Origin of the sequence: Dissulfurispira sp., from assembly GCF_036745535.1 — a bacterium.
Lineage (GTDB): Bacteria > Nitrospirota > Thermodesulfovibrionia > Thermodesulfovibrionales > Dissulfurispiraceae > Dissulfurispira.
Map to the genome: position 1 here is coordinate 20,282 of NZ_DAIOFX010000005.1, position 26,178 is coordinate 46,459.

The window sequence follows — 26,178 nt, forward strand, 5'->3', positions numbered from 1 at the left end:
CTTTCGAACTTTTGCACTTCCGCACTTGAATGCTTTTGCGCTATTGCACTTAATAACGGATTGATGTCACAACAAAAACAGCAGTACCGTTAGGTCTGCTCACAACAACTTCATCACCCTCTGTCCTGCGTAACAATGCTTTAGCCATAGGTGAATCAATACTGATAAAACCCTTATCAGGATCGAATTCATCAGGACCGACAATGCGATACTGGTACGCGTTCCCGTCAGTATCCTCAATTTCAACCCATGCACCAAAAAAATACCCTCGAAGTATCATCGGGTATCCTGTTCACTACAATAAGCTCGCTCAATCTCTTTGTAAGAAAACGCACACGAGAATCAATCTGCCTTAACTGCTTCTTACCATAAATATACTCTGCGTTCTCAGAACGATCTCCCATAGCAGCAGCTTCAGCAACAGCCTGAGTAACCTGGGGCGTTTAACCTTCCACAGATATGACAGTTCTTCGCTCAATTGTCTCTGCCCTTCGGGTGTGATATACGGCGAAACATTTATTTTATTGCGCAGCGGCTTTCTCATATTTCCTTATATCTTCTTTACGCGTCCCACTTCTCCGCTTTGCAGACGGACTTTAATCCCATGCGGATGCAAAGGCGAATTGGTTAAAATGTCTTTTACAATCCCTTCCGTCAGTTTGCCGGTCTTTTGGTCTTTCTTTAATACTATCGAAACACGCAATCCCGGCCTTATATCCGCACGTCTGGTCCCATCCATAAGTTGCTCTCCCTATTTCTCCAGTCCCGGAAGCAGTTGAAGCAGGCCGCCTGCAATGAATTCTGCGGCAATGGCGGCCAGCAGCAGTCCCATAAGACGGATTACGATATTTATCCCGGTCTTGCTCAGCATTTTGCTGACCGGGTTGGCGATATTCAGCGAGCCCCATGTCAATATCGCTACCAAAAGGCTGCTGATAATGATCAAGCCGATATGCATTGGCTGAGACGATGCATCCGCGTAGATTATCACTGTAGATATAGCGCCTGGCCCCGCCAATAAAGGCATACCGATCGGCACTACTGCAATGCTCTCCTTCTCTTCAGCTTCTTCAGCCTCTTCCGGGGTCTGTTTGCTCTGTGTGTGCTTGGCCTGCATCATGGCGATCGCCATTAACATTAAGAGAATGCCGCCGCCGACCTTGAACGACGCAATGCTGACTCCGAAAAAATTCAGCAGGGGCTTTCCTATCAAAGTGGCCACAACCAATACAACAGCAACTGTTATGCTTGTAGTTCGGGCGATATGCCTGCGTTCATAGTCAGTAGAATCGCCTGTAAGGCTGACAAATATCGGGATTACCCCGAGCGGGTTCACTATCGCCAGCAGGGTGGTAAAAATCTTTATGTATCCTGTCCATTCAAGCATAGTCTATACCATTATAACAATTTTAAAGAGCTTTAATGTTTTACCGCCTGTATGTGATACAATAATCGAATGATTTTAGATTCTCTCGACAATTTCAATAAATATCTCTGCATTCATCAGGGTTTTACAGATGCGTCCAAATTCACCAGCAGGCAGGATTTAACCGAACTGCCGCAGGGGAAATACGAGATCGGCAACAGTGGCGTGTTTGCCCTTGTCAGCGAATATGAAACGAAAGAGATTTCCCAGTGCTTTATAGAATGCCACCGCAGATACATAGACATACAGATAACCTTAACCGGACGGGAAAAAATCGGGGTCTGCAACAAAAAAGATTGCACGGAAGAGACATACGACGAGGGCAGGGATTTTCAGAAATTGCACGGCGAAGTCGCTTTTATAAATCTGACGCCGGGTCTGTTCGCGATATTTTTCCCCCACGACGGGCATATGCCGCAGGCGCAATATGCGGACAAACCGGAAGCCGTTAAAAAGATTGTCATAAAAGTGCCTGTCTGAATATCATAGAGACCTACGGGCTTGATTTTGATTTAAGGCCTTCTCACTTCCACTATAGCATAACGACCTTTGAAGAAAAATCATTATATATCTGCCGATTAGCTTCCACTGTAACTTGTACAAGGCTTTGAAATGTTTGAATAGCCTTGTTTACTCTTTCCATACTTTTCAATCCATCTGTCAGGGCATCTTCTAATTGAGTGCACAGCGGAACATTAATATTCACGATTGAAGTCCAATAGTCCTGTGCTTTTTTAGGCGAGGTATTATCCCCAAAAGATATGCGAAATCTATTAGGGATTTTTCTACTAATAAATGTTTCCAAGCAACTTGCCATTGCAGAAGCCAACAGATATGTAGAGCCACGTTTTCTAAAAAATTGAAGCTGTTGTTCCTCTGTAGTCGTTAAGCTCCCTTCGCTTTTCTTTGATTTGTTGACCAAAGACAATTTCTTTTCTTCAACTGCACGTAATAGGGCATATGCACATACTATATGTGCACCTTTTGTGTCGTCATTAAAACATTTTGAATAAAGGCGATCATCTGCCCAGATATTGGCCTTCTGGTTATATGCAATAACAGGATCTCCATGGAAAGAAGCAAGGGCCTGAGCAACTGTGTAAGAGGGCAAAAGCTTTGGTCTTCTTCTTATTGCATCGCTGTAGCCACCTCTACGACCGCCCTCATATTCTGCATCAGGAATTTTGCTTATTTGGTCTTTTAATTTCTTTTGAATCTTGTCAGTACTTCGAAAATCTGAAGCAGTTATTTTATTTTGGCTATTATTGAATTGAATAATACTGTGAACCAGGTTTTGGTTATCGGTTTGCACAAAACGAGCTGGAACTGACACCGTATCAGATGGCAAACGTGACAATGAACCAATAGCACCTGTGGTCTGTGCACCATTTACAATTGATATTCCCTGAATCTTAAGATAATTTTTCTTGCTTTTAGTTTCAAGGGCATAGCTATTCACTAAGATCGTCAACCCGTTATTAAAAACCCAGAAATTATCAGCATCATTTTCAGCTGATTTTTTAATCCCATTATTTATATTAGAATCGCTAAGCCTTGAGCCAAGATAATCTCGAACATTTGCAGAAAACAATTTTGTTTTGTATTTCTTATATTGGCGATACAGAAATCTCGCCGGAATAGCCATGACATCTGCCTTCCATTCTGGCCCTGCAATCTCATATCCCTGCGGAATTGTGAACATAAACTGATCATTTACAAAAATAGGAGATTGTGTTTCTGTATACCATTCTTCAAGCTTTTTTCGACCAACTTCTAACCCCTTGATCGCAATTCGCTTTCCAGAAAAATATGTATGTATAGCAGAATTGGCAGTTGCTTCAACCGTCATCAATTCATTTTCCACATTTTAGATTCGGGCAGATTATGCACATACCAAATATGTAAGCTATTGATGTCGCCAGAATTTATACCATCACGAATTTCTTTAGCAGATGATAATATTCTCTCAGGCAGTTCCTCTATCGGGCGTTGAAGAAGCCAACTAATTGCAGTGTTTAAATCGCTTGCCTTATTTGCGGGAGCTTCTTCTTTCTCTTTTGTTGAAAAATGACATTGTAATACAACTGCAATCCCATCGTCTTTATTAATGTAAACCATGTCACATTTCTTGTCATCGCTACCAAAGGAAGAGGCGTTATCTTAGGTATACATTATGTGCTCACCAATTCGGTAGCAACCAATCTCGGAGGGAGCCATTTGCCGCTTGAGTCTTTTTTATAATTTGCTTCTTCAAGGATATCCTCAAGAGTTCCCATTTTCTCCGATTCCTCAATAAATAGTCTTACTGCAGTCTTTAGCATTTCCTTTGCATGTTCGACACTTTTCCCGCAGCTTGAGATATCGAGTTCAGGACAATAAGCAACATAAGTGTCATTTTCTTTAAAAACGATCATATCAAATTCTATCGAAACCATAATTTAACCTCTACCCCGTTATTGATTACACTTAGAAAAATTATACGAAAAAGGCGATAAAGCGCAACAATTCGGCAGTTCGCACGGGTTTCTTTGCAGTTTATATTTTCCCGCTACCGCCCTGCAAAATCTCTCTATATCGGCACTATGTTTTTTTCAGACAGCATGCACAATCTTCATGTCCGTTTAGCAGCAGCCGTCTTTCGGAAACGCTTTGCAATAGCTTTAGCAAAAAATTCCTCTATCGGCTTAAAATCAAGATATTCAATAATTGCCTGAGTGGTAAACCTGACCCTCAGCCGCCTGTTTCTGTCAAAAAGCACTTTGCCGGTTTTGATAATACGGTGTTTCAGAAAAGGCGGGGCTGTGTTCAACACTACAATGTCTATGGGGCGCAGAGAAAATTTCGGAGAGGCGGAGTAATATGCTTTTTTCAGCGACTCGTAGGTCTTTCGCCCTTTTTTGCGGTCATTTATCAAGACAGCAATATCTATATCGCTTTCGGCTGTTTCTTTGCCTCTTGCGGCGCTGCCGAATATATAGAGGGCGGAAACCTCATCCCTGTCCTTAAAGTAATCGGTAATACGCCTTAAATCGTCCTGCATATTCATGATTTTTTAATTATATCACAGTCAGGGTTCAATGGAATCCGCTTATTAGGGAGAGAATTCGTGAAGGGATACATAAATTCGGGAAGGAACATATCCCATATTTTTCCATACAGATGCAACTACAAAAACCCCTCTTCTCAATGCACTCAGGAACACCTCCGGTCTCAGCACCTTCACCGCCGGATTCATGTTATTATAAATAGTTATATTTCAATGGAATAGCATTTCAGTGAGGAATAAGTATTGACTAAGATTAACATCACAACCCTCGGCTGTCCGAAAAACGTTGTCGATTCAGGACATCTGGCAAGAAGATTTGAATCAGAAGGCTTTGTCCATGTGGATGATCCAAACAATGCGGACATCATCCTTGTAAATACATGCGGATTTATCAGGGATGCAAAGGAAGAATCCATAGAAGAGATACTCAAGCTCGCAAAAATTAAAAGGGGTCAAGGGTCAAGGGTCAAGGGTCAAAAGAAACTCATCGTATTCGGCTGTCTTGCAAAAAGATACAGGGATGAGCTTATGAAGGAAATCCCTGAGATGGATGCAATCTTTGGAGTCGGAGAAGATAGCAGCATAATCGCATACTGTAAAGGTTTGGCAACAGGCAAGAGGCAAGAGGCTATAGGAGATATTAAAATACCTGTTGCCTATCGCCCATCGCCTATCGCCTCGTCATATGCTTATCTCAAAATCGCCGAGGGCTGCGATAAAAAATGTACCTTCTGCGTTATACCTTCCATCAGGGGAAGGTTCAGAAGCATTCCGCCTGAAAGAATATTGAAAGAAGCAGAGGAACATATCAAAAACGGCGTCAGAGAGTTAATACTTGTGGCGCAGGACATCACAAAATATGGCAAGGATTTGGCTGGATACAATCTTGTATCTCTATTAAAAGACCTCGCTTCAATAAAAGGCGACTTCCGCATCAGACTTCTGTATCTTTATCCAACAGAGATAACCGACGAATTACTGGAGCTTATAGCAAAAGAAGATAAGATTCAGAAATACCTCGATATTCCTCTCCAGCACTCCGAAGACAAGATTTTGAGATTAATGGGAAGAAGAGGGACAAGAAAAGAATATATCAAGCTGATACGAAATATACGGAAAACAATTCCCGGTGTTGCCTTAAGAACAACATTCATAGTGGGATTTCCGGGCGAGACAGAAGATGATTTTCATGGCCTCGTTGACTTCATCGAAGAGATAAGATTCGACAGGCTCGGTGTCTTTACGTATTCGAAGGAAGAAGGCACATCTTCGTCGAAACTGAAGGGACATGTCCCTGAAAAGGTTAAAATGAGAAGGCTTGATGAGATCATGAGAAGGCAGGCAGCCATATCCCTTGAAAAAAACAAAGAACTTATCGGCAGAAGATACGAGGCTATTGTAGATGAAATAGATGGCAATATAGCTATTGCACGGCTTTATTCCCATGCCCCGGAGATAGATGGGGTGGTAATTATAGAGCAGTCAGCAATCAGTAGTCAGCAATCAGCACTAATAGTTGGAGACCTTGTGACTGTCGAGATAATGGATGCCTTTGACTATGATCTAAAGGGTGTCCTGACAGCTAAATAATTCTTTTATCTTGTGATATAATTAATACCGTCATGTCATACGACCTGTGCGAAAAATACAAAATCGGCAAGACCCTCCTGCGGCAGGATATTTCATTCGATGAAAAACTGCAGGACGTGGTCAATATTTTAGCAAAATGCCTTCGTGTAAAGAGATGTTCCATAATGATAATCAACCCTGACGACCTGACACTGGAAGTAAAGGCAGCCACAAACCATGAGATTATAGGCCTTAAGAGAAAACTCTGCGATGTCACCATCTCCACCCGTGCATTGATAGACGACACGCCATTCTATTCTGATGAAAAGAGACGATCGTTTTTCACGCCCCTTGACTCTTCGCAATATTCTTCCGAGTTCTCGGTCAGTATTCCCATAAAGTATCTGGACAAAAAGCTTGGCGTAATAAACCTCACGGATTCCGAAGATGGAAAGTCTTTTACAAAAAAACAAGAGGCTACGGCAATAGATATCGTGGAACATCTGGCGCCTTACATCTATGCTGCACAAACAAAGGATGTGCTGGAAAGAAAGGTAAGAAAACTCGAAGAGACAAACAAACGGCTCATGAAACTGGATGAACTAAGGACAAACCTTGTAGGTTTTATCGTGCATGACCTCAAAGGCCCGATCACCACAATCATGGCTAACCTGGACATGTTGAATTATGAGCCGCTCACACCACAGCAGTTTGAGTATGTCAATCTTGCTACAGAAGATGTTTACAAAATGCAGAACATGGTCATGAACATCCTCGACGTACTGAAGCTGGAAGAAGGGAAAATAATGATATACAGGGAGGAAACAGACATTTACACCCTGGTCAAAAGGGAGATAACATCCCTCAAGAATGTGCTGTCACGCAGGAATATCGAGCTTGCATTCGAGGGGAGTTCCCACATCTGTTATATCGATGAAAACCTCATAGGGAGGGTAGTAACAAATCTTTTGAGAAACGCCATAGAACATTCTCCTGATGGAGGGAAAATCAGGTTGAACATTCAATACCATGACAGCCAAAAAGAGACAAGGGTCAGCATAGCCGATCAGGGCAAGGGCGTTCCTGATGACCTTAAAGAGAAAATATTTGACAAATTCTTCCAGGTGGAAGGAGAGACCAAACAGAGAAAGACAAGTACAGGGCTTGGATTGACATTCTGTAAACTCGTGGTGAATGCACACGGTGGAGATATATGGGTTGAAGATTCCGAAGACCGTGGAGCGAGGTTTGTTTTTACCCTGCCAGAGACTCTAAAGGAGGGAATACACTGATAGCAATCCCCATGGAATATCTTCATATAAACTGTCTTGTTGTTGATGATGAATCGTCCATGCGCAAAACAGTAAGCAACATGCTGACGAGGATGGGCTTTAAAAACATTATCACTGCTGTGGATGGGAAAGAGGCCTTCACTATTATTCAAACATCAAAGATAGACCTCGTTATCTGCGACATTAACATGCCTGAAATGACAGGGCTTGAATTATTCAAAACCGTACGAGAAAATAAAAAATACAGCAATATAATTTTCATATTCGTCACGGCAGAGGCAAGAAGACATACAGTGGCAAGGGCTGCAGAAGAAGGAGGAGCTGGGTATATCATAAAGCCTTTTGTCATGGCCACGCTTGAAGATAAAATAGCAGGAGTGTTAAGCAAAAAGTTCAAGCCCTCTTCCATCGAGACGCACCTGAAAAATTTCCAGCAATATTTGGAGGGCAGGGACTTGCAGTCGGCGGAAAATGAACTTAAAAAGGCATCGGAAATAGCGCCCGAGTCTCCAACAATCATTTACAACTTTGGTCAGTTGTACCTTGCCAAAGGAGAGACAGACAAAGCAATCGAATCCTTCAAAAATGCCATCGCTAAAAAACCCCTTTTTGTAAAGGCATACGATGCCATCGGGGAGATATATGAAGACATGGGTGATGTACAGTCTGCAATCAAGTATTATGAGGCCGCCCACAATATAAGTTCTTCAAACACCGACAGGCTTATTACGCTGAGCAAGCTTTATAACAAGGCAGGAGAGACAGATAGGGCAGAGAACATATTGAAGGACGCCGTATCCGATGTCAGACAGGATGTTTCCACATTGGGGCATTTGATGGGAGAGATGTATCTGGCAAAAAATGAAAACGAGAAGGCACTGGAGATACTCGTTAAGGCATATAAAAAGAATCCTTCGGATACGTCGATAATGCAGAGCCTTGCAGAGGCATACAGAAAAGTGGGGCAGCCTGAACAGGCAATAGAGATATATAAGGGAATCCTTAAAATAAATCCCAATAATGCCCATGCATATTACAGCATGGGCAAGACCTTCCTCGAGATGGGTGTTAAGGACAAGGCAATCGATGTCATTAAAAAGGCATGGGAGCTGAACCCATTCTCAAAGGAGATAACAGCAGACCTCAAGGCCCTCGCTGAAAATGATAAATTTGATATTTAAGGCGATAATACTGGGTATAGTAGAGGGCATTACCGAATTTTTACCTGTGTCTTCAACAGGCCATCTGATCCTTGCAGGGGATATACTTGATTTCACCGGTGATAAGGCAAAGACCTTTGAGGTATTCATACAGCTCGGAGCGATCCTTGCCGTGGTATGGATGTATCGTGAGCGGGTATTATCGTCCATAAAGGGGATCGGCACGGAAAAGTCAAACAAATTTTTATTAAATCTTTTCATAGCATTTCTGCCTGCTGCATTTTTTGGGCTTCTGACACACTCCCTTATAAAGCATTACTTGTTTAATCCTCTAACCGTTGCCTTCGCACTCATATCCGGCGGTATTGCTATGCTTGTCATCGAAAGGATTGTCAGAAACCCTGTTGTCATGGATATAGATGAAGTATCTCTTAAACGGGCACTGGGCATAGGTCTGGCACAGGCATTGTCCCTCTTTCCCGGTGTCTCAAGGGCAGGTGCTACAATAATGGGCGCCATGTGTTTTGGTCTGGATCGGAAAACGGCCACCGAGTTTTCCTTCTTTTTAGCAATACCGACAATGTTTGCTGCAACATCGTACGATCTATTAAAAAGCATTCATAATCTAAACTTAAGCGATATGCCTGTTTTTGCGACCGGCTTTTTTATCTCCTTCTTCTCTGCACTGCTTGTTATAAAGGCGTTTTTAGGATTCGTTACAAGGCATACCTTCAACTCCTTTGCGATATACCGTATTATCTTCGGCACGGTTATACTTTTTTACTATCTGTAGAAAATGGTAAAATTTGAAAAATGCAGAAAGAGATTGGCATCGTTTCTACTAACAGAAGCAGTCGGCTGCAGGAGATAGCAGGCGTTATTGCAGTCCTTGGAGGACTATACCTCGCCCTCTCCCTCTTTACGTACCACAAATGGGACAGGTCGCTGCTCACATTTTCCAATACACCGCCAAAGAATTACGGCGGCATTGTGGGTGCATACCTCTCCGATATCATATTTTCGACCATAGGCTTTTCTGGCCTTTTAATACCCGCCTTTCTCATAATTTATGGAGTCAGGAAGATTATGGGAAAAGAAAGAAACAGGATTCATATGCTCGGCGCATTTCTTTTCCTGCCTTCCTTATCGATGCTCCTGCACCTTTTATCCAAAACCACAGCACTGAAAATCGACCCTCCGGGTGGACTCATAGGCCTCTTTTTATCCGGCATCTTCGAAGGCCTGCTTTCGAGCATCGGTGCATATATACTGAGCATCGCCATCATTATTGTTTCCATAATCCTCATGAGTCCTGTCTCGATCTTTTCTTATCTTGCGGACAGGAAAAAGCGGAAAACAAGCGAAGAGGAATCAGCGGATGCAAAGATCGATGAAGATTACGATTCTGGTATCATCATCAGCGAACCTCACAATAGGGCGATACCAGTTAAAACCCCTTCGAAACAAAAACCTCCGAGGGAAAAGCCGGTACGGGAAACCACTGGCGGTTACAACATTCCATCCATTGATTTCCTGAAAGATGCAGACGGTGTATCAGGGCCGACAAAGGAAGAGCTCAATGCAGCAGCATCGGGCCTTGAAAAGAAGCTCTCTGACTTCGGTGTCAATGGAAAAATAAAGCAGGCCCATCCAGGTCCCGTGGTAACAATGTATGAATTCGAACCTGCTGCTGGAGTAAAGATAAACAGGATAGTCTCTTTATCAGACGACCTTGCCCTCGCCCTCCGTGCGCCGAGCATCAGGGTATATCCCATTGCAGGAAAGGCGACCATCGGCATAGAAGTCCCGAATAATGAGCGAGCAGTAGTCTCCCTCAAAGAGATAATTTCATCAGAAATTTTCCAGAGAAGTCCTTCCCTTCTTACACTCGCCCTCGGAAAAGACATATTCGGAAATCCGGTGATTACAGACCTTGCAAGGATGCCGCATCTATTAGTAGCAGGTGCAACAGGCTCAGGTAAAAGCGTTTCCATAAATGCCATGATAATGAGCCTTCTTTATAAGGCCACGCCGGATGAGATCAGGATGTTGATGGTCGACCCGAAGCTCCTCGAATTGTCGGCGTACAGCGATATACCCCATCTAATTGCGCCGGTGATAACGAGTCCCAAAGAGGCTTCGGATGCATTGAAAAAGGTTGTTTTTGAGATGGAGAGGAGATACAGGCTCCTTGCTAAAAAGGGTGCAAGGAATATAGAAGATTACAACAGGCAGGCATCTCAATCAGAAAGGCTTCCATATATCGTGGTATTTATAGATGAGCTCGCAGACCTCATGTTCACAGCGCCAAGCGATGTTGAAAATGCCATTGCAAGGCTCGCACAGATGGCAAGGGCATCGGGTATTCATCTTATTCTCGCTACGCAGAGGCCGTCGGTCGATGTCATTACAGGGCTCATAAAGGCAAACTTCCCAGCGAGGATATCCTTCCAGGTGACATCAAAAATAGACTCAAGGACTATCCTCGATGCACAGGGAGCAGAGCAGCTTCTGGGGATGGGGGACATGCTCTTTATGTTACCTGGCGTTAAAATCATGCGAATTCACGGTGCATATGTAAGCGACGTTGAGGTTAAATTAGTAACAGAATTCGTGAAATCGCAGGGGACCCCTGACTACTCATCCTTTGAGAATATTATTGTCGCAGATGAACAGGAAAAGGGAATAGACATCTCAGGAGAAAGGGACGAGATGTATCAACGGGTAATAGAATTTGCAGAGTCTGTCGGGGAGGTTTCCATATCCTCGATACAGAGAAGATTCAAGATCGGCTACAACAGGGCAGCAAGGATGATGGAACTCCTTGAGGAAGACGGCCTCGTAGGGCCTCCAAAGGGCGCGGGAAAGCCGAGGGATTTTCTGGGAAGAAGATGAGGGTAGTCATGGCAGGGTATAGTATTTCCGCTCATTCTCGAAAGGCATCCAAGCCTTTCTCCGAGGTTTCCGCCTGCTCAGACTCCTGTCTTCGCGGGCGGCGAAAAAAACCGCTACAATACAATGCCCTGCCTGACAAAGTATTTCTGTTAGAAACTCTCGTTATTTGGATATTCTCTATCTTTTGTCTTTCATCTTCTATTGCTTTTGCCTCACAATCTGATGATGAGGTAATAAGAATCCAGAAGGCTTACGAGAATATAAAAGACATCAAGGGGAGTTTCATCCAGAAAAGCTATATAAAAGACCTGAAAAGAACCGATACTTACAAAGGACAATTTCTTATAAAGTCTCCAAAGATGAGATGGGAATACAAGGGAGACAAGCCCCAGATTGTGTATATCACTGGCGACGATATAATAATTTACCAGAAAAAAGAAAAGCAGGCATTCAAGGCAAAATTCGACAGGGCGACCTATGGGCAGGCTCCCATAGCCCTTTTGGGCGGTTTCGGAAATATAAAAAACGAATTCGATGTTTCGACAAAAGCTGATCGCCGACTTTTGCTGAAACCTAAAAAACCTATGGGCAATATAGTTTCTGTGGAAATCACCACATCCAGCGAAGAATTTCCGATAGAATCTCTCACCATTATCGATACTTTATCCAACAGAATTGATATCTATTTAAAGGATGTAAAAATCAATACCGAACTGAAGGATAAACTTTTTGAATTCTCACCACCCGAAGGGGTGAGTGTTCTACAGCAGTAGGATGACCACCCTCAAAAAAATCGCTGTAACCATCGGAGACCCGGCAGGCATAGGCCCTGAGATAGTATTGAAAGCGATCATGTCGCATGAAATCGCGGGATTACGCGAACCTATTATCATCGGGGACATCGCTGTTCTTGAGGAGGCAGTTGAGAAACTGAACATACCGGTAGACCTGAATAGTCTCAAAATAATAAATACCGGCGAAATCAAAGACAGGAACTTTCAGCGATGCAAACCCACTGCCGAAGGCGGCAGGGCTTGCGTAAGCTACATAAAGAAGGCTGTTGAGCTTGCATTGAATAAAGAAGTTGATGCAATTGTGACAGCACCTATTTCAAAAGAATCATTGAAAATGGCTGGTTTTATATGGCCCGGACATACCGAAATGCTGGCAGAGCTAACAACCACAAAAGACTATGCAATGATGTTTTACAGCGATAAATTAAAACTAATCCTCGTAACAATCCATACAGCATTAAGAAATGTTCCTGATTTAATAAAAAGGGAAAAGGTCTTACAAACAATCATGCTCGCTAAAAAGGCGTGCGATATGATGGGCATTGATAATCCCAGAATTGCTGTTGCAGGATTGAATCCCCATGCCGGAGAGGCAGGCATATTCGGAGATGAGGAGATAAAAGAAATTATTCCGGCTGTTAATGAAGCACAGGCATCAGGCATTTCTGCCTCTGGCCCATATCCGGCAGACACCCTATTTCACAGGGCATATAATGGCGAATTTGATATAATTGTATGCATGTATCATGACCAGGGGCTAATCCCTCTTAAGATGATAGCCTTTGACAAAGCCGTTAATGTTACAATTGGCTTGCCAATAATCAGGACTTCTCCTGACCACGGAACTGCCTACGATATTGCATGGGAAGGAATTGCCAATCCATCGAGCATGATAGAGGCAATAAAACTGGCAGTAAGGCTCAGGACTAATTAGGGAATAGTTTTTTAGGAGTATATCTGAAAAGACGCAGCAGGGATTATGGTATAGTAAATATAAAATAGGGAGATGGTTATAAATGCGAAATTTAAAAGACTTAGAAGCTAATGCTCTCAAATTCTGGCCTGAAAGAATAGCTGAAATAGAGCGTAATTCAAGCATAATCCCCAAACTTATTGAGACTCAAGATAAATTCATAAGTTTACTAAACATTGCCGATGCCACGCCCTTTGCTTGGAAAAATGTGCTTTCTGCTTCAAAGAAGTTGCAGGCTAATCTGTTCTTAAAGCATCTTGTTGTTCTTTCCGATATAGGCGGTGAGAAGCTTATGCGTTTTAAGAAAGAATTACCGTCAATATTCCTTGATTTAACAATGGAATTCATATGGAATGGCGCAAATCATAGTTATAAATTTCAAACGCTCCAGAATGCAAAGACTTGGAGCAATCCCCACTTAAAGGTTGACGGCAAGGGCCTATCAAAAAAATGAAGCGCTTTCTCCAATGATGGAAGATGTAATCAATTTGATTTTATTCGGCGGCGCAGCTATTGCGGTAAATCTACCGCCAGACATTATGGAAAAATGCATGATCGGAACCTTAATCGGACATAAAAAGGAATTGGATTCTTTTGTCAGGCAACGTTACATTTGGGTTAGCAGAATTACCGGTGGTGCTACCGCAAATGCATTGGGGAATTTAGCTCAAAAATATGTCGTTGATTACCTCAAAGATATGCTTCCTTCTTGGGATTTTTCTAAAAAACAGATTCCAAAAATCAGTCAGAATGATAGAACCTCGCTCTCATTCGATATTGTGGCTTCTTCTCCCAAAGGCAAGTACTGTGCTATTGAAATTAGCTTTCAGGTAACAACCAATAGCACCATTGAAAGAAAAGCAGGACAGGCTCAAGCAAGACAAAGACTACTTCACAAATATGGACATAGAATAGCTTATGTCATTGATGGAGCAGGCAATTTTGAGCGAGCATCGGCCTTAAAAACCATATGCCAGTTCAGCGATTGTACTGTTACTTTCGAAGATAGCGAACTCGATAGGCTTTTAGCATTCCTTAAAAGCATTGACAAAAATTAGGTGCGGCATGGCTCATTCAAGCGAAAATACGATTCCTTTGAAAGAGGAAAAAATAGTTGGTAGACTTAGAGACTGTTCACCACATCGAGCAAATGTGGAGTTTATTATTTTGCCTTTCTTCAAAACTCTTGAGGAAATTCCAAACAGAAGTGATTTGTATGAAGACATTCACTACTTTTCCAGCATGGCAAGTCAGGATTCTGTTATTGCGATTTTAACCTCCCCTGTGCTTGCATCCGATTTTTGTTCGGAGCTAAATAATAATCATCTTCATCTCAAGCTTTGGATAGCAGTTAAGCTTGAACACTCTTATTCAAAAGAAGGGGGTTAATTCAAAGCCACGCTGCCTTGCTCATTTTTACCCGTTACAAAGGGAGTTTGAGACATACAAAAACAAGAATTGCCTATACTTATTGTCCTTCTTGTCATAGAACCACAAAAGATTACGGCGGCAAAAAACATCTCTATCATGAATTTGGCACGTTAATGTCAGATGTATGGCGCGACATAACGGTAAGTTTTTCATCTTATCCTTATGATATCGTAAGAAGATTGCAAGATTTATTCGGTTTGTCAGAATATGAAGCTGTAAATGTCTATGACCAAAGAAATTATTACAAACCGGTCTTGCATACAAAACACAATTACAAGAAATATCCTATCATCGAAAATCAATATCCAGAGCATTCTTCCCTTATAAATGGAGATTGTTTAGAAGAATTAGACAATATTCCTGACAATAGCATTGATTTTTGTTTTGCAGACCCTCCATATAACCTTAACAAAAAATATGAAAACTGGAACGATGGGATTGATATTCAAGCTTACTTTAAGTGGTGCGATAAATGGCTGAGTTCATTAGCAAGAATATTGAAACCCGGCAGGACGCTTGCAGTGATAAATATACCTCAATGGTGTATACGGCATTTTAAGCATCTAAAAACCATAATGGATTACCAAGACTGGATAGTTTGGGAAGGGTTGAGCATGCCTGTACGAATGATAATGCCTGCCCATTATTCAATACTTTGTTTTTCAAAAGGCAAGCCAAGACCAATGCCAGGGTTTGCACGTCAAACCCATTCCTTTCTTGAAAGGAAAGCACTTGAAACCTTGTCAGAAAATTATTGTATTAGGCCTACCTGCATGAAAATTAGAAAACGATTAAAACATAATGATACTGAAATAGCATCAAATCTTTGGTGGGATATTCACCGGTTAAAACATAACAGTCGGAGAGTTGATCATCCTTGCCAGCTTCCGCCGAACTTCATGTATCGTTTAATATCATTGTTTACACATGAAAATGAAATAGTTCTTGATCCTTTCAATGGGGTAGGAAGTACAACATTAACTGCACAGATATTAAACAGGCGCTATATTGGTATTGAACTTTCAGAGTATTACTGCAAAATTGCATCTGAAAGACATAAGGAACTAAACCTTGGTCTAAATCCGTTCAGAAAGAATGGCGGCACTCCCAAAGCAAAAAACAGCCCTGTTGAAAGGTTGAAAAAACAAAAGTACGAGGTAAGCAAAAAAAATGCTTCAACTTGAAGTTAAGAATATATCTAAACAACTTGGACGAATGCCTACTAGAGATGACGTTTCAAAACTTAGTAAATTCCCTATTGATTATTTTGACGAATATTTTATTAGTTGGGGCGAAGTTACCGCAGCCGCAAGAACGACCGGCATGTCTGAATTTAAAGAGGCAAACAAAGATATTTATCAACTTCCAGAAACTCAATTGAGCTTTATAAAAGAACAAAAAAATCTTATGCTAAAAAAAGCAATGCAAAATCTAAAATATCTTTGAAGAATATATAACGCAATCTAAAGTGGAACACAGAAAACATGAAATCGCATTTCGCTGAAAATAAGGATGTTTTGAATAAAATCGATTCTCTCAAATCCATCCTCGACGGCTATCGTCCTTTTCCCGACCATGTTGTCAAACAACTCAAAGACTATTACCGCATAGGGATGACATACTCATCCAATGCGATTGAAGGGAATACTCTTACCGAGTCTGAGACAAAGGTTATCATCGAAGACGAAATAACAATTGGCGGAAAATCATTGAGGGAGCATTACGAGGCCATAGGTCATGCAAAGGCTTATGACCATATTTACTCTCTGCTGGATAAGCCTATATCCGAAGAAGATGTCTTATTTTTGCACAGACTCTTTTTTCAGCAGATAGATTCTGAGAATGCAGGCAGATACAGACAGAGGAATGTTATTATCACCGGAACCGATTATCTGCCTCCTGATTACCAGAAAGTTCCTGAACTAATGAAAAACATATTGAGAACCTGAACAGTGATGTAAAAGGTAAACATATCCTTGAATGGGCAACTGATCTGCACGCTGAGTTTGAGTCAATTCATCCATTTACAGACGGCAACGGCAGAATCGGAAGGCTTTTGTTAAATATTTTATCCTTAAAGAACGGTTACTGTCCTGTAATTATCCCGCCGATAAGACGGGCTGAGTATATAACTGCATTGCAAAAAAACAAATAAAGGCGATTTTCAAACCCTTGCTCTCTTTCTCCTGAGCGTTATCTATGAAGAAATGAAATCGTTGGAGAGAATTGTTAAAAGCCTTGTCAGATAACCTCTGTTACTGACAAAAACATTTAATCAAATGGTAAAATGATATCATTAAGGTGATGGGAGGTGTAAATATGTTATTCGAACTATTTAATCTTGCAGGAATAGAGCTTAAAAACCGTCTTGTCCGCTCTGCAACTTATGAAAAAAGGGCTGATGTGGACGGCTTTGTTACGGATGCCCTCATCGAATTCTATAAAGAACTTGCAAAAGGCGGCGTGGGGCTTATAATTACAGGCAATGCATTGGTCCATATCTCAGGCCGTTCTGTGCCACAGATGATATGCATACATAACGATTATTACATAGACAAATTAAAGCGCCTGACAGAGGCCGTCCATAAACTTGACGGCAAAATAGTAATCCAACTTGTTCATGGAGGCAGGCAGTGTTTCCCTGCTTTGCTCGGAGGTCTGCAGCCCATCGCACCATCCGAGATCCATGACCCGTCAATAAAGATTACGCCGAGGGAAATGACCAATGAAGAGATATGGGAAGTCATCGAAGCATTCGGAGATGCTGCACGAAGGGCGATGTATGCAGGATTTGACGGTGTACAGATACACGGAGCGCATGGCTATCTTGTGAGCGAATTCCTTTCGCCCCATACCAACAGAAGGAATGACTACTGGGGAGGAGACGAGGAGAGGAGATTCCATTTCCTCGAAGAAGTTTATAAAGCAATGAGAAAAGAGGTGGGAGATAATTACCCCATATTAATAAAAATCAATGCCGATGATTTTATTGAAAGTGGATTAAAGCCTGAAGAAAGTGTCAGGATTGCAAAAAGGCTTGAAGAGCTTGGTATAGATGCCATTGAGGTGAGCGGCGGCATGTATGAGTCTGCACCGAAGACAGCACAGCCCAATATCTTGCAGACAGAGCAGGAGGCATACTTTAGAGAGAATTCAAGACTATTCAAAAAGACATTGAACATACCTGTAATCCTTGTGGGTGGAATCCGCTCAAAATCCGTGGCAGAAGACATATTACAGAAAGGTGATGCTGACCTCATATCCATATCCAGGCCACTCATCAGGGAGCCTGATCTGCCGAACAAATTTAAAGAAGGCAAGGAAAAAGCAGACTGCATATCGTGCAACGGATGCATGAGATTTCAAAAGCTCGATATGGTGAAATGCACACAGATAAATAAATCATAAAAGCAAATTGATCAAGGAGAGCTTTGATGAGGAGGTACGAGGAATTTTTTCAAAAAAGCATAAACGATCCGGCAGGCTTCTGGGGGGGGAGGCCGCAGAAGCGATATCGTGGTATAAGAAATGGGACAGAGTTCTTGACGACACCAATCCTCCTTTTTACCGCTGGTTCTCAGGCGGCGAACTTAACACCTGCTACAACGCCTTAGACAGGCACGTAGAAGGCGGCAGGGCAAATCAGGTGGCATTGATATACGACAGCCCTGTGACTAACACCATACAAAAATTCACTTATAAAGAACTGAGGGATATGACAGCGCGTTTTGCCGGCGTACTGAGAAACCTCGGCGTAGGCAGAGGCGATACAGTTGTCATCTATATGCCGATGATACCTCAGGCAGTCGTGGCAATGCTTGCCTGCGCCCGTCTCGGAGCCGTGCATTCGGTAGTATTCGGAGGCTTCGCTTCACATGAGCTTGCAATAAGGATAGACGACGCTAAGCCGAAAGTCGTAATCTCAGCCTCCGGCGCTGTAGAAGTCAAAAGGCTTATTGAATACAAGCCGCTTCTGGACAAAGCCATAGAGCTTGCGGAGCATAAGCCGCAAAAATGCATCATTTACCAGAGGAGCCTTGTAAAAGCGCCCCTAATTGACGGCAGGGACATTGATTGGGAAGAACTGTTAAAAAATGCCATGCCTGCTGATTGCGAACCGGTTAAAGCGACAGATCCGCTTTACATACTTTACACCTCCGGCACGACCGACAAACCCAAAGGTGTTGTTAGAGACAACGGAGGCCACGCTGTAGCCCTGCGCTGGAGTCTCGAGCACATCTACGACACAAAACCCGGAGATGTTTACTGGGCTGCATCCGATGTAGGATGGGTGGTAGGACATTCGTACATAGTTTACGGCCCTCTTCTGACAGGGTGCACCACGATCCTTTATGAAGGGAAATCTGTAGGCACTCCCGATCCCGGAGCATTCTGGAGGGTAATATCACAGCACAGCGTTAAAACTCTCTTCACCGCTCCTACAGCCCTCCGGCCATAAAAAAAAGAAGACCCCTCCGGAGAATATATGAAAAAGCATGACCTCTCAGACTTCAAATATCTATTCCTCGCCGGAGAGCGTCTTGACCCCGACACTTATCACTGGGCTCACAACCTGCTCAAAAAACCGGTCATCGACCACTGGTGGCAGACAGAGACAGGCTGGCCTATTACGGCAAATTGCATGGGTATAGAGCCTTTTCCCGTAAAGCCCGGCTCATCCACAAAACCGGTGCCCGGCTTTGATGTGCGAATACTCGACAGCAGCGGCAAATGCCTTGCAAGCAAACAAGAAGGACTCGTTGTCATAAAACTTCCCTTACCGCCCGGCACATTGCCTGTGCTGTGGAATGCGGACGATAGATTTGTCCAGTCATATCTTTCTCCTTTCCCGGGATATTATTTCACCAGCGACGGCGGTTTCATAGACGAAGACAGCTATGTCTATATCATGGGGCGTGTTGACGATGTAATTAATGTAGCCGGACACAGACTTTCGACCGGAGAGATGGAAGAAGTGGTCGCCACGCATCCGGACGTAGCCGAATGCGCTGTCATCGGAGTGCATGACAGTCTTAAAGGACAACTTCCGCTCGGTCTTGTAGTCCTTAAGGCCGGTGTTTCCAAAGACCATGACGAGATCAAAAAAGAACTTGTCCGTATGGTTCGCAACACCATAGGCCCCATCGCATGTTATAAAGAGACATGTATTGTTGCCCGGCTGCCGAAGACCCGCTCTGGCAAAATACTCAGGGGAATCATGAGGAAAATAGCTGACGGAGAAGCATATTCCATGCCGTCGACCATTGACGACCCCGCCATTCTCGGCGAAATAGAGCAGGCTATGAAGCTGTCAGGGTATGCGCAAAAGCGGCAATAAAAACCCTTTTGTTCCATTCGATTTTAAGATGAGCAGGCATCAGAGGATGCAGATTTACCCTTGCCTATAATCCCGTGCCTGTTTTATCATATTTGTTATGCTTTCGCCGGAAAAACAGTTCGAGATAATAAAAAGAGGCACTGTCGAGATCCTCCTCGAAAAAGAGCTTCTCCACAAACTGGAGAAGTCCTTCAAGGAAAACCGGCCTTTAAAGATCAAGGCAGGCTTTGACCCTACAGCCCCTGACATACATTTAGGACATACAGTGCTTCTTGAAAAGATGCGGCAGCTTCAGGAACTGGGGCATGTGGTCATCTTCCTCATCGGCGATTTCACAGGCATGATCGGCGACCCCACAGGCAAATCAGAGACAAGAAAACCATTGACAAGAGAAGATGTATTGAAAAACGCAGAGACATACAAAGAGCAGGTATTTAAAATCCTTGACCCGCAAAAGACACAGATAAAATTCAACAGCGAGTGGCTTATGAACCTTACTGCTATGGATATAGTCAGGCTTCAGGCAAAACAAACCGTCGCAAGAATGCTCGAACGAGAAGACTTCAAGCAGAGGTTTACAGGCCATAGCCCGATAGGCATACACGAATTCATGTATCCGCTGCTTCAGGGTTACGACTCTGTTGTGCTCAATATAGATGTAGAGCTTGGAGGCACAGACCAGAGGTTCAATCTCTTGATGGGAAGGGAGTTGCAACAGGAATATGGTCAGGAGCCGCAATCTCTAATTATAATGCCATTGCTTGAAGGGCTTGACGGCGTAAAAAAGATGTCAAAAAGCCTCGGCAATTATATAGGAATATCGGAATCTCCGAAGGATATGTATGGCAAGCTAATGTCCATTAGCGATGAGTTAATGATCAAATACTATGAATTGTTGAGCCATATCAGTATTGAAGAACTCAATAACCTTAAGGAAGGGTTAAAGTCAGGGGAAGTCCATCCTAAGAAGGCCAAGGAAAACCTTGCAATTGAGATTGTGGAGAGATATTGGGGCAAAGAAGCGGCAATACATGCAAAGGAAGAATTCGACCATATCTTTAAAGAAAAGGGCGTTCCCGATGAAATACCTGTCTTTGAACTTCAATGGGATGATGAGGAGGAGATGTGGCTTCCAAAGATCATGAAACTGTCAGGCATCACGCCGAGCACCGGCGAAGCAATGAGGCTGATTAAACAGGGGGCGGTAAGCGTTGATGACCAGAAAATCACAGACCATCAAAAGGGCTTCAAAAGGGGAAATTACCTGATCAAGGCAGGGAAAAGGAAGTTCATTAAAGTCGTTGCAAAATAGGCTTCCTGCTTTTTAGACAACTGCAGCCGGCGCCTTGCCAGTTAATTCATCCATCAACGCCTTTACGGAAACTATCCTGTCAATCCTTGATGCATTTGTCCCAACGGTATAAAGCGGTTCTTCCCTGTCACGGTTATAACCGGCTGAACTCAGAAGACCGTTGCAGATGCAGAAGTGATGCTCATTGCTTTCCTTTGCAGGGCAGATGGTAAACTTACCTTCTTTATCCTTGAGAAGCACATAGCCTTTGTCGCATTTGGGAGGTCTCAGCCTTTTAAGTGAAGAGACATACATGGGAGATTGCTTTATCACCCTGAACGGGAGTCCGCACGGCGAGCCCGGATCGTGTGCAACTACAATATCCTCCTCCTTTGCCGCAATCACAGCCTGCTTATATTCACCCGACGCGCTGCTTTCCTCTGTAGCGAGAAATCTTGTGCCCATCTGGACGCCGTCAGCCCCCATTTTTATAAATCTTGATATATCATCATACGTGTAAATCCCTCCGGCAACTATGACGGGAAAATCTCCGTACTTCTTTGCCATGTCTTTAACCGGAGGCAAAAGGTTTTCGAGCTTGTTGGGTTCGATATCTATCTGGTCAATTTTAAATCCAAGATGTCCTCCGGCAAGAGGTCCTTCGAGCACTACTGCATCAGGCATGTAGCCCAATCTCTCCCATTTTTTGCATATTATCTCAAGCGCCCTTGCAGAAGATACTATAGGTATAAGGGCGGTATCCCTGGGCGGCTGAATAGCAGGAAGGGTGAGCGGCAAGCCAGCGCCGGAAATAATGGCATCGGCTCCGGCATCAAGCGCTCCCTTGACCGAATCATTGTAATCCCTTACCAGGGCACCCATTATATTGATGCCGGCAAAACCGCCTTCTGCCCTTTGCGAGGGAAACCTCCTCGTATGCAGCCTCGTATGAATTGTATTTTTTTGCCGGTTCTCTTTGAAACAAGCCTGTCAAGACAGGCACTTGAAACAATACCGAGACCGCCCTCCTTTGCAACAGCGCTCGCGAGTGGGTACAATGATACTCCAACTCCCATCCCGCCTTGAATGATAGGCACCTTTATTCTTTTACCTTTAATTACAAGCTCCGGCAATGCAGACTCAAAACACAACATTATAACCCCTTGAAAAAGTTGTGAGGCAAAAACGATTGACAGAGAATCCGGTTAAATAAGAAGGTTTGCGCCGTTTTTAACTCTTGTTTATAATCGCTTACCGAGGGGTATTTTATCAAGAGGAAACTATTGCAAGCTTTCAGTGATGCCTCCCTTCGGAATGTCCACCGGCGATTATATAGATGGCCTCAGAAATGCCTTTATTCTCCAAAAAGCATTCATACTCTCCTGTAATATGAAGGGCAGCGCCTTCCTTCAAAGTTCCTGCATAGTGTCCCGTTACTGCGATATCGCCCTTCATCGCAAGAACAATTTCCTCATGTCCCTCTCCGGGCTTTATCACCCTTCCTTTTTCTCCCGGCTTTAAAATCCCGTATATCATATAACAGGCATGGCTTCCGGTCTCTTTAAAGCCAAGGATATGCTCTCCATTTTCTGATTTCAATGCCTCATTTTTTAACTCAAAAATTCTCATAACTCATAACTCTTCATTGTTTTTATGTCCTGTACTCCGCATTTATCTTTACATAATCCTCTGTCAGATCGCATGTAAGCACCTTTGCTGCGCCTCTACGGAGATGAAGGTCCACAACTATCTTAATCTCTTTATTTTTCAGTTTTTCATTCGCCTCTTTATCCTTGCCAGTTCCCATACCCTTACTGACTATTTTAAGCCCATTCAAAAATATATCGGTCATTCCTTCTTTAATTGCAATCCCTGAGTATCCAAGCGCTGCCATTATCCGTCCCCAGTTTGCATCATTGCCGTATATTGCGGTCTTCACAAGCAAAGAATTTGCAATAGCAAAGGCGCCTTTTTCAGCATCTCTTTCATTCTTTGCGTTTTTCACCTCTATTTCCACAAGCTTTGTTGCACCCTCTCCGTCCTTTACTATCATCTTGCTCAGTTCATATGTTATATCGGAAACCGCATCTGCAAATTTATTGAATTCCTTTGACTTCTTCTTGATTAAGGCATTGCCGGACAGGCCGTTTGCCATAATCAGGACAGTATCATTCGTAGACATGTCGCCGTCAATAGTTATCCTGTTGAATGACTTCTGCACGGCATTTTTTAAGGCCTTATCAAGGGCTGATTTATCTATATTGGCATCGGTCACGATAAAGCAGAGCATTGTCGCCATATTAGGGCATATCATGCCTGCACCTTTGCATACGCCTGAAATGGTAATTACCTTGCCGTCAATCTTTATCACTTTGCTTATTGCCTTTGGAAATGTATCAGTTGTCATAATGGCAGCAGCCACATCATCGATTGTTCTCCTTCCGAGATTATCTACAAGCTCGGTGATCTTAGAACGAATACGTTCCATAGGCATAGGCGTACCTATAACACCTGTTGAGCAGACATAGACCCTGTCTGTCTTCACGCCGAGTGTTTTAGCGGTCATTTCTGCCATCTCTACAGCATCCTTCATTCCCTGTTTGCCGGTGCATGCATTGGCATTGCCGCTGTTTACGATAATGGCCTGCCCTTTGCCTGATTCAATCCGCTTCATATCGAGTTTCACAGGCGCAGCCTTAACATTGTTTTTTGTGAACATGCCTGAAATAACAGCCTCTCTTTCGGAAAATATAAGGGCGAGGTCTTTCCTGCCGGGCTTCTTGATAGCCGCCTCAACAGCAGAAAAAAGAAAACCTTTGGGTTGGAATATTGTACCTTTTTCCATCGTTTTCATGGCTTTCATGGAAACACCGCCAATGACTCAAGAGCAGTGGTCTCTTTAAATCCCATTATAATATTCATGTTCTGCACTGCCTGTCCTGATGCGCCTTTAACAAGGTTGTCTATTGCAGAGACAATAATCAGCGTATTTGTGCGCTTGTTCACCTTAAGCCCTATCTCAACGAAGTTACTGCCGCGGACATTCTTTGCATTCGGATAAATGCCCTCATCGAGGACATTAACAAAAGGCTCTGCATCATAATATTTTTTGTAAACGTCAAGAATATCCGCAGTATCAATCTTTTTAAGCATCTTCCCATATATAGTTGAGATTATCCCCCTGTCCATAGGAACAAGATGGGGTGTAAAGTTTATGGTTATCTTTTTGCCTGCAATTGCTGATAATTCCTGCTCTATCTCGGGCGTGTGGCGGTGTACGGCAATACCGTATGCCTTAAAACCTTCGTTCACCTCACAATAGGAAAATGCCGTATCAGCCTTTCTCCCTGCGCCGGATGTACCTGATTTGGAATCGACGATAATATTCTCAATATCGATAATGCCTTCTTTCATCGCAGGGTATAATCCTAAAATAGCACTTGTCGGATAGCAGCCTGGATTGGCAATAAGACTTGACTGTTTGATCTTCTCACGATGAAGCTCAGGAAGGCCGTAAACAGCATTTTTTAATGTATCGGCATAATTATGGGTTGTCTTATACCATTCCTCATAAACTGCCGGATCTGACAAACGGTAATCGGCAGAGAGGTCTATAACCTTTTTGCCCTTCTTAAAGAAATAATCCACCGCCTCCTGAGACGCTGCATGAGGCAGTGCCATAAAAAATACATCTGCCTTATTCAGGATTTTTTCTTTATCCAATGGCTCGTAAATAAGGTAAGAATACTTGTGAAGATGCGGAAAAAGGTCTGTAACCTTCTTGCCTGCTGATTTTTCAGATGTAACGGCAGTTATCTCGACTTCAGGATGTCCCGAAAGGATACGCAAAAGCTCAGCACCCGTATACCCGCTGCCGCCGCAAATCGCTGCTTTTATCATAGTTTCACCTGCTTAATTAATAAGCCTTTTCATAATCCGCAAAGAAACTTTCTAATACTGGATAGCAGGTGTGCCGAAAAGGGTGCGGCTTTGAGCGCATACCTGCTATCCATGTTTTTCGTTGCAACCCTATAAATAATTTGTGCTAAAAACAAAGCCCGTTCAGGGAACGGGCTTTCGGTTATATTAACAATGAGCAAACCGTATCTATTATCTCTTGGAGAATTGGAACCTTCTTCTCGCGCCCTTCAATCCGTACTTCTTTCTCTCAACCTCTCTCGGGTCTCTTGTCAGAAGCCCCTCTTTCTTGAGCTTTGTCTTCAGATCAGCGTCAACCATAACCAATGCCCTTGCAATGCCATGCCTTAATGCGCCTGCCTGGCCGCTCAAACCGCCGCCCTCAACACTGGCTTCCACATCGTATTTGCCGATTACGCCTGCAACCTGAAACGGCTGCCTTATAATCATCCTCAGAGTTTCCCTCGGGAAGTAGTTTTCGAATTCCCTGTTGTTTACGGTAATCTTGCCTTTGCCGGGAACCAGTGTAACCCGTGCTATTGACCTCTTTCTTCTGCCTGTTGAGTTGTACTGTAGTGCAGCCATCTTTACTCCTTATTTTGTAATTTGTATTAATTCAGGTTTCTGTGCAGCATGGCCGTGTTCAGAGCCGCGATATACCTTTAATTTCTTGATCATTGCCCTGCCGAGCCTGTTCTTCGGGAGCATCCCCCACACTGCATCCATTATTACATTTTCAGGCTCTTCTTTCATCCTGTCCTTAAGCGCCTTTTCCTTTATGCTTCCGATATAGCCGCTATGCCTGTAATACATTTTATCTGTCATCTTTTTGCCTGTAACCTTAACCTTATCCGCATTGACAACAATCACAAAATCCCCTGTATCCACATTTGGAGTAAATACAGGCTTATGCTTGCCGCGGAGGTATGATGCAATCTGGCAGCTCAGCCTGCCGAGGATCTGGTCTTTTGCATCGACAACATACCATTTACGATTAATGTCTTCCTTTTTTGCAAACTTCGTCGTCTTCATCTATACGCCTTCC

30 protein-coding genes and 2 pseudogenes are annotated in these 26,178 nt (G+C 43.2%); 18 read left to right on the forward strand and 14 right to left on the reverse strand.

From position 1 onward, the window contains the following. Positions 1-49 precede the first annotated feature (49 nt). The 3 genes and pseudogenes from greB to V7L97_RS02290 form a co-directional block, all read right to left on the reverse strand. A pseudogene (greB, locus tag V7L97_RS12825) lies at positions 50-544 on the reverse strand (transcription elongation factor GreB). 6 nt (positions 545-550) lie between these two features. Beyond that, a complete protein-coding gene (locus V7L97_RS02285; protein WP_333653071.1) occupies positions 551-739 on the reverse strand; it encodes a YwbE family protein in 189 nt (62 codons plus the stop codon). Between the two features lie 12 nt (positions 740-751). Next, positions 752-1,387, reverse strand: coding sequence for a MarC family protein (locus V7L97_RS02290; protein WP_333653073.1), 636 nt, complete (start codon positions 1,385-1,387; stop codon positions 752-754). 69 nt (positions 1,388-1,456) lie between these two features. Between V7L97_RS02290 and V7L97_RS02295 the strand changes: the two genes are divergently transcribed. Next, on the forward strand, positions 1,457-1,906 hold the full coding sequence (locus V7L97_RS02295) for a YhcH/YjgK/YiaL family protein (RefSeq protein ID WP_333653076.1): 450 nt from the start codon (positions 1,457-1,459) through the stop codon (positions 1,904-1,906). Between the two features lie 52 nt (positions 1,907-1,958). Here the strand turns inward: V7L97_RS02295 and V7L97_RS02300 are convergent, their stop codons facing one another. The 4 genes from V7L97_RS02300 to mntA all read right to left on the reverse strand — a co-directional run bounded on the left by V7L97_RS02300 (position 1,959) and on the right by mntA (position 4,466). Beyond that, positions 1,959-3,290: an AIPR family protein gene (locus V7L97_RS02300; protein WP_333653079.1), complete on the reverse strand. Its 1,332-nt coding sequence runs from the start codon at positions 3,288-3,290 to the stop codon at positions 1,959-1,961. Next, positions 3,275-3,544: a hypothetical protein gene (locus V7L97_RS02305; RefSeq protein ID WP_333653081.1), complete on the reverse strand. Its 270-nt coding sequence runs from the start codon at positions 3,542-3,544 to the stop codon at positions 3,275-3,277. Before V7L97_RS02305 ends, V7L97_RS02300 begins: the two co-directional genes overlap by 16 nt. A gap of 53 nt (positions 3,545-3,597) precedes the next feature. Then, complete coding sequence (locus tag V7L97_RS02310; protein ID WP_333653083.1) at positions 3,598-3,861, reverse strand: type II toxin-antitoxin system HicB family antitoxin; 264 nt, start codon at positions 3,859-3,861, stop codon at positions 3,598-3,600. A 176-nt stretch (positions 3,862-4,037) separates the two neighbouring features. Next, the gene (mntA, locus tag V7L97_RS02315; RefSeq protein WP_333653086.1) at positions 4,038-4,466 is read right to left on the reverse strand and encodes a type VII toxin-antitoxin system MntA family adenylyltransferase antitoxin; all 429 of its coding nucleotides are present in this window, start codon (positions 4,464-4,466) and stop codon (positions 4,038-4,040) included. A gap of 249 nt (positions 4,467-4,715) precedes the next feature. On the opposite strand from mntA, the gene rimO reads away from it, so the two are divergent. From rimO to tyrS, 17 genes and pseudogenes are all read left to right on the forward strand, one after another. Further along, the gene (rimO, locus tag V7L97_RS02320; protein ID WP_333653088.1) at positions 4,716-6,062 is read left to right on the forward strand and encodes a 30S ribosomal protein S12 methylthiotransferase RimO; all 1,347 of its coding nucleotides are present in this window, start codon (positions 4,716-4,718) and stop codon (positions 6,060-6,062) included. A gap of 32 nt (positions 6,063-6,094) precedes the next feature. Beyond that, complete coding sequence (locus V7L97_RS02325; protein WP_333653090.1) at positions 6,095-7,333, forward strand: GAF domain-containing sensor histidine kinase; 1,239 nt, start codon at positions 6,095-6,097, stop codon at positions 7,331-7,333. 11 nt (positions 7,334-7,344) lie between these two features. Beyond that, positions 7,345-8,514, forward strand: coding sequence for a tetratricopeptide repeat protein (locus V7L97_RS02330; protein WP_333653092.1), 1,170 nt, complete (start codon positions 7,345-7,347; stop codon positions 8,512-8,514). Then, a complete protein-coding gene (locus V7L97_RS02335) occupies positions 8,495-9,286 on the forward strand; it encodes an undecaprenyl-diphosphate phosphatase (RefSeq protein WP_333653094.1) in 792 nt (263 codons plus the stop codon). Before V7L97_RS02330 ends, V7L97_RS02335 begins: the two co-directional genes overlap by 20 nt. A gap of 20 nt (positions 9,287-9,306) precedes the next feature. Further along, positions 9,307-11,388: a DNA translocase FtsK gene (locus tag V7L97_RS02340; protein ID WP_333653096.1), complete on the forward strand. Its 2,082-nt coding sequence runs from the start codon at positions 9,307-9,309 to the stop codon at positions 11,386-11,388. A gap of 8 nt (positions 11,389-11,396) precedes the next feature. Then, positions 11,397-12,161 (forward strand): LolA family protein, encoded by a 765-nt coding sequence (locus V7L97_RS02345; protein ID WP_333653149.1) that lies wholly within the window; start codon positions 11,397-11,399, stop codon positions 12,159-12,161. Then, on the forward strand, positions 12,145-13,116 hold the full coding sequence (gene pdxA / locus V7L97_RS02350) for a 4-hydroxythreonine-4-phosphate dehydrogenase PdxA (protein WP_333653099.1): 972 nt from the start codon (positions 12,145-12,147) through the stop codon (positions 13,114-13,116). Before V7L97_RS02345 ends, pdxA begins: the two co-directional genes overlap by 17 nt. A gap of 82 nt (positions 13,117-13,198) precedes the next feature. Next, on the forward strand, positions 13,199-13,609 hold the full coding sequence (locus V7L97_RS02355) for a hypothetical protein (protein ID WP_333653101.1): 411 nt from the start codon (positions 13,199-13,201) through the stop codon (positions 13,607-13,609). 13 nt (positions 13,610-13,622) lie between these two features. Then, positions 13,623-14,213: a hypothetical protein gene (locus V7L97_RS02360; RefSeq protein WP_333653104.1), complete on the forward strand. Its 591-nt coding sequence runs from the start codon at positions 13,623-13,625 to the stop codon at positions 14,211-14,213. A 7-nt stretch (positions 14,214-14,220) separates the two neighbouring features. Next, positions 14,221-14,544: a hypothetical protein gene (locus V7L97_RS02365; RefSeq protein ID WP_333653107.1), complete on the forward strand. Its 324-nt coding sequence runs from the start codon at positions 14,221-14,223 to the stop codon at positions 14,542-14,544. A gap of 155 nt (positions 14,545-14,699) precedes the next feature. After that, a complete protein-coding gene (locus V7L97_RS02370) occupies positions 14,700-15,770 on the forward strand; it encodes a DNA-methyltransferase (RefSeq protein ID WP_333653109.1) in 1,071 nt (356 codons plus the stop codon). Continuing rightward, positions 15,757-16,032 (forward strand): hypothetical protein, encoded by a 276-nt coding sequence (locus V7L97_RS02375; RefSeq protein WP_333653111.1) that lies wholly within the window; start codon positions 15,757-15,759, stop codon positions 16,030-16,032. The genes V7L97_RS02370 and V7L97_RS02375 overlap by 14 nt, the downstream gene beginning before the upstream one ends. Before the next feature lie 38 nt (positions 16,033-16,070). Further along, on the forward strand, positions 16,071-16,535 hold the full coding sequence (locus V7L97_RS02380) for a Fic family protein (RefSeq protein WP_333653114.1): 465 nt from the start codon (positions 16,071-16,073) through the stop codon (positions 16,533-16,535). 44 nt (positions 16,536-16,579) lie between these two features. Then, positions 16,580-16,741 carry a Fic family protein gene (locus V7L97_RS12830; RefSeq protein WP_442891728.1) on the forward strand — a complete coding sequence of 54 codons (162 nt, stop codon included), beginning with the start codon at positions 16,580-16,582 and terminating at the stop codon, positions 16,739-16,741. A 164-nt stretch (positions 16,742-16,905) separates the two neighbouring features. Further along, positions 16,906-17,994: an NADH:flavin oxidoreductase gene (locus V7L97_RS02385; protein ID WP_333653116.1), complete on the forward strand. Its 1,089-nt coding sequence runs from the start codon at positions 16,906-16,908 to the stop codon at positions 17,992-17,994. Positions 17,995-18,020: 26 nt separating this feature from the next. Continuing rightward, a pseudogene (locus V7L97_RS02390) lies at positions 18,021-19,924 on the forward strand (propionyl-CoA synthetase). A 97-nt stretch (positions 19,925-20,021) separates the two neighbouring features. After that, complete coding sequence (gene tyrS / locus V7L97_RS02400; protein WP_333653119.1) at positions 20,022-21,236, forward strand: tyrosine--tRNA ligase; 1,215 nt, start codon at positions 20,022-20,024, stop codon at positions 21,234-21,236. A gap of 12 nt (positions 21,237-21,248) precedes the next feature. On the opposite strand, the gene V7L97_RS02405 is transcribed toward tyrS, so the two are convergent. From V7L97_RS02405 to rplM, 7 genes are all read right to left on the reverse strand, one after another. Continuing rightward, positions 21,249-22,097 carry an NAD(P)H-dependent flavin oxidoreductase gene (locus tag V7L97_RS02405; protein ID WP_333653122.1) on the reverse strand — a complete coding sequence of 283 codons (849 nt, stop codon included), beginning with the start codon at positions 22,095-22,097 and terminating at the stop codon, positions 21,249-21,251. After that, the gene (locus V7L97_RS02410) at positions 22,097-22,369 is read right to left on the reverse strand and encodes a nitronate monooxygenase (RefSeq protein ID WP_333653124.1); all 273 of its coding nucleotides are present in this window, start codon (positions 22,367-22,369) and stop codon (positions 22,097-22,099) included. The genes V7L97_RS02405 and V7L97_RS02410 overlap by 1 nt, the downstream gene beginning before the upstream one ends. A gap of 139 nt (positions 22,370-22,508) precedes the next feature. After that, entirely contained in the window at positions 22,509-22,844 is a 336-nt protein-coding gene (locus V7L97_RS02415) for a hypothetical protein (RefSeq protein ID WP_333653126.1), read from the reverse strand. A 22-nt stretch (positions 22,845-22,866) separates the two neighbouring features. Beyond that, complete coding sequence (gene argJ / locus V7L97_RS02420) at positions 22,867-24,078, reverse strand: bifunctional glutamate N-acetyltransferase/amino-acid acetyltransferase ArgJ (RefSeq protein WP_333653129.1); 1,212 nt, start codon at positions 24,076-24,078, stop codon at positions 22,867-22,869. Next, positions 24,075-25,115: an N-acetyl-gamma-glutamyl-phosphate reductase gene (gene argC, locus V7L97_RS02425; RefSeq protein WP_333653132.1), complete on the reverse strand. Its 1,041-nt coding sequence runs from the start codon at positions 25,113-25,115 to the stop codon at positions 24,075-24,077. Before argC ends, argJ begins: the two co-directional genes overlap by 4 nt. 210 nt (positions 25,116-25,325) lie before the next feature. Further along, positions 25,326-25,718 (reverse strand): 30S ribosomal protein S9, encoded by a 393-nt coding sequence (gene rpsI, locus V7L97_RS02430; protein ID WP_333653135.1) that lies wholly within the window; start codon positions 25,716-25,718, stop codon positions 25,326-25,328. A 9-nt stretch (positions 25,719-25,727) separates the two neighbouring features. Next, positions 25,728-26,165: a 50S ribosomal protein L13 gene (gene rplM / locus V7L97_RS02435; RefSeq protein ID WP_333653138.1), complete on the reverse strand. Its 438-nt coding sequence runs from the start codon at positions 26,163-26,165 to the stop codon at positions 25,728-25,730. Positions 26,166-26,178 lie beyond the last annotated feature (13 nt).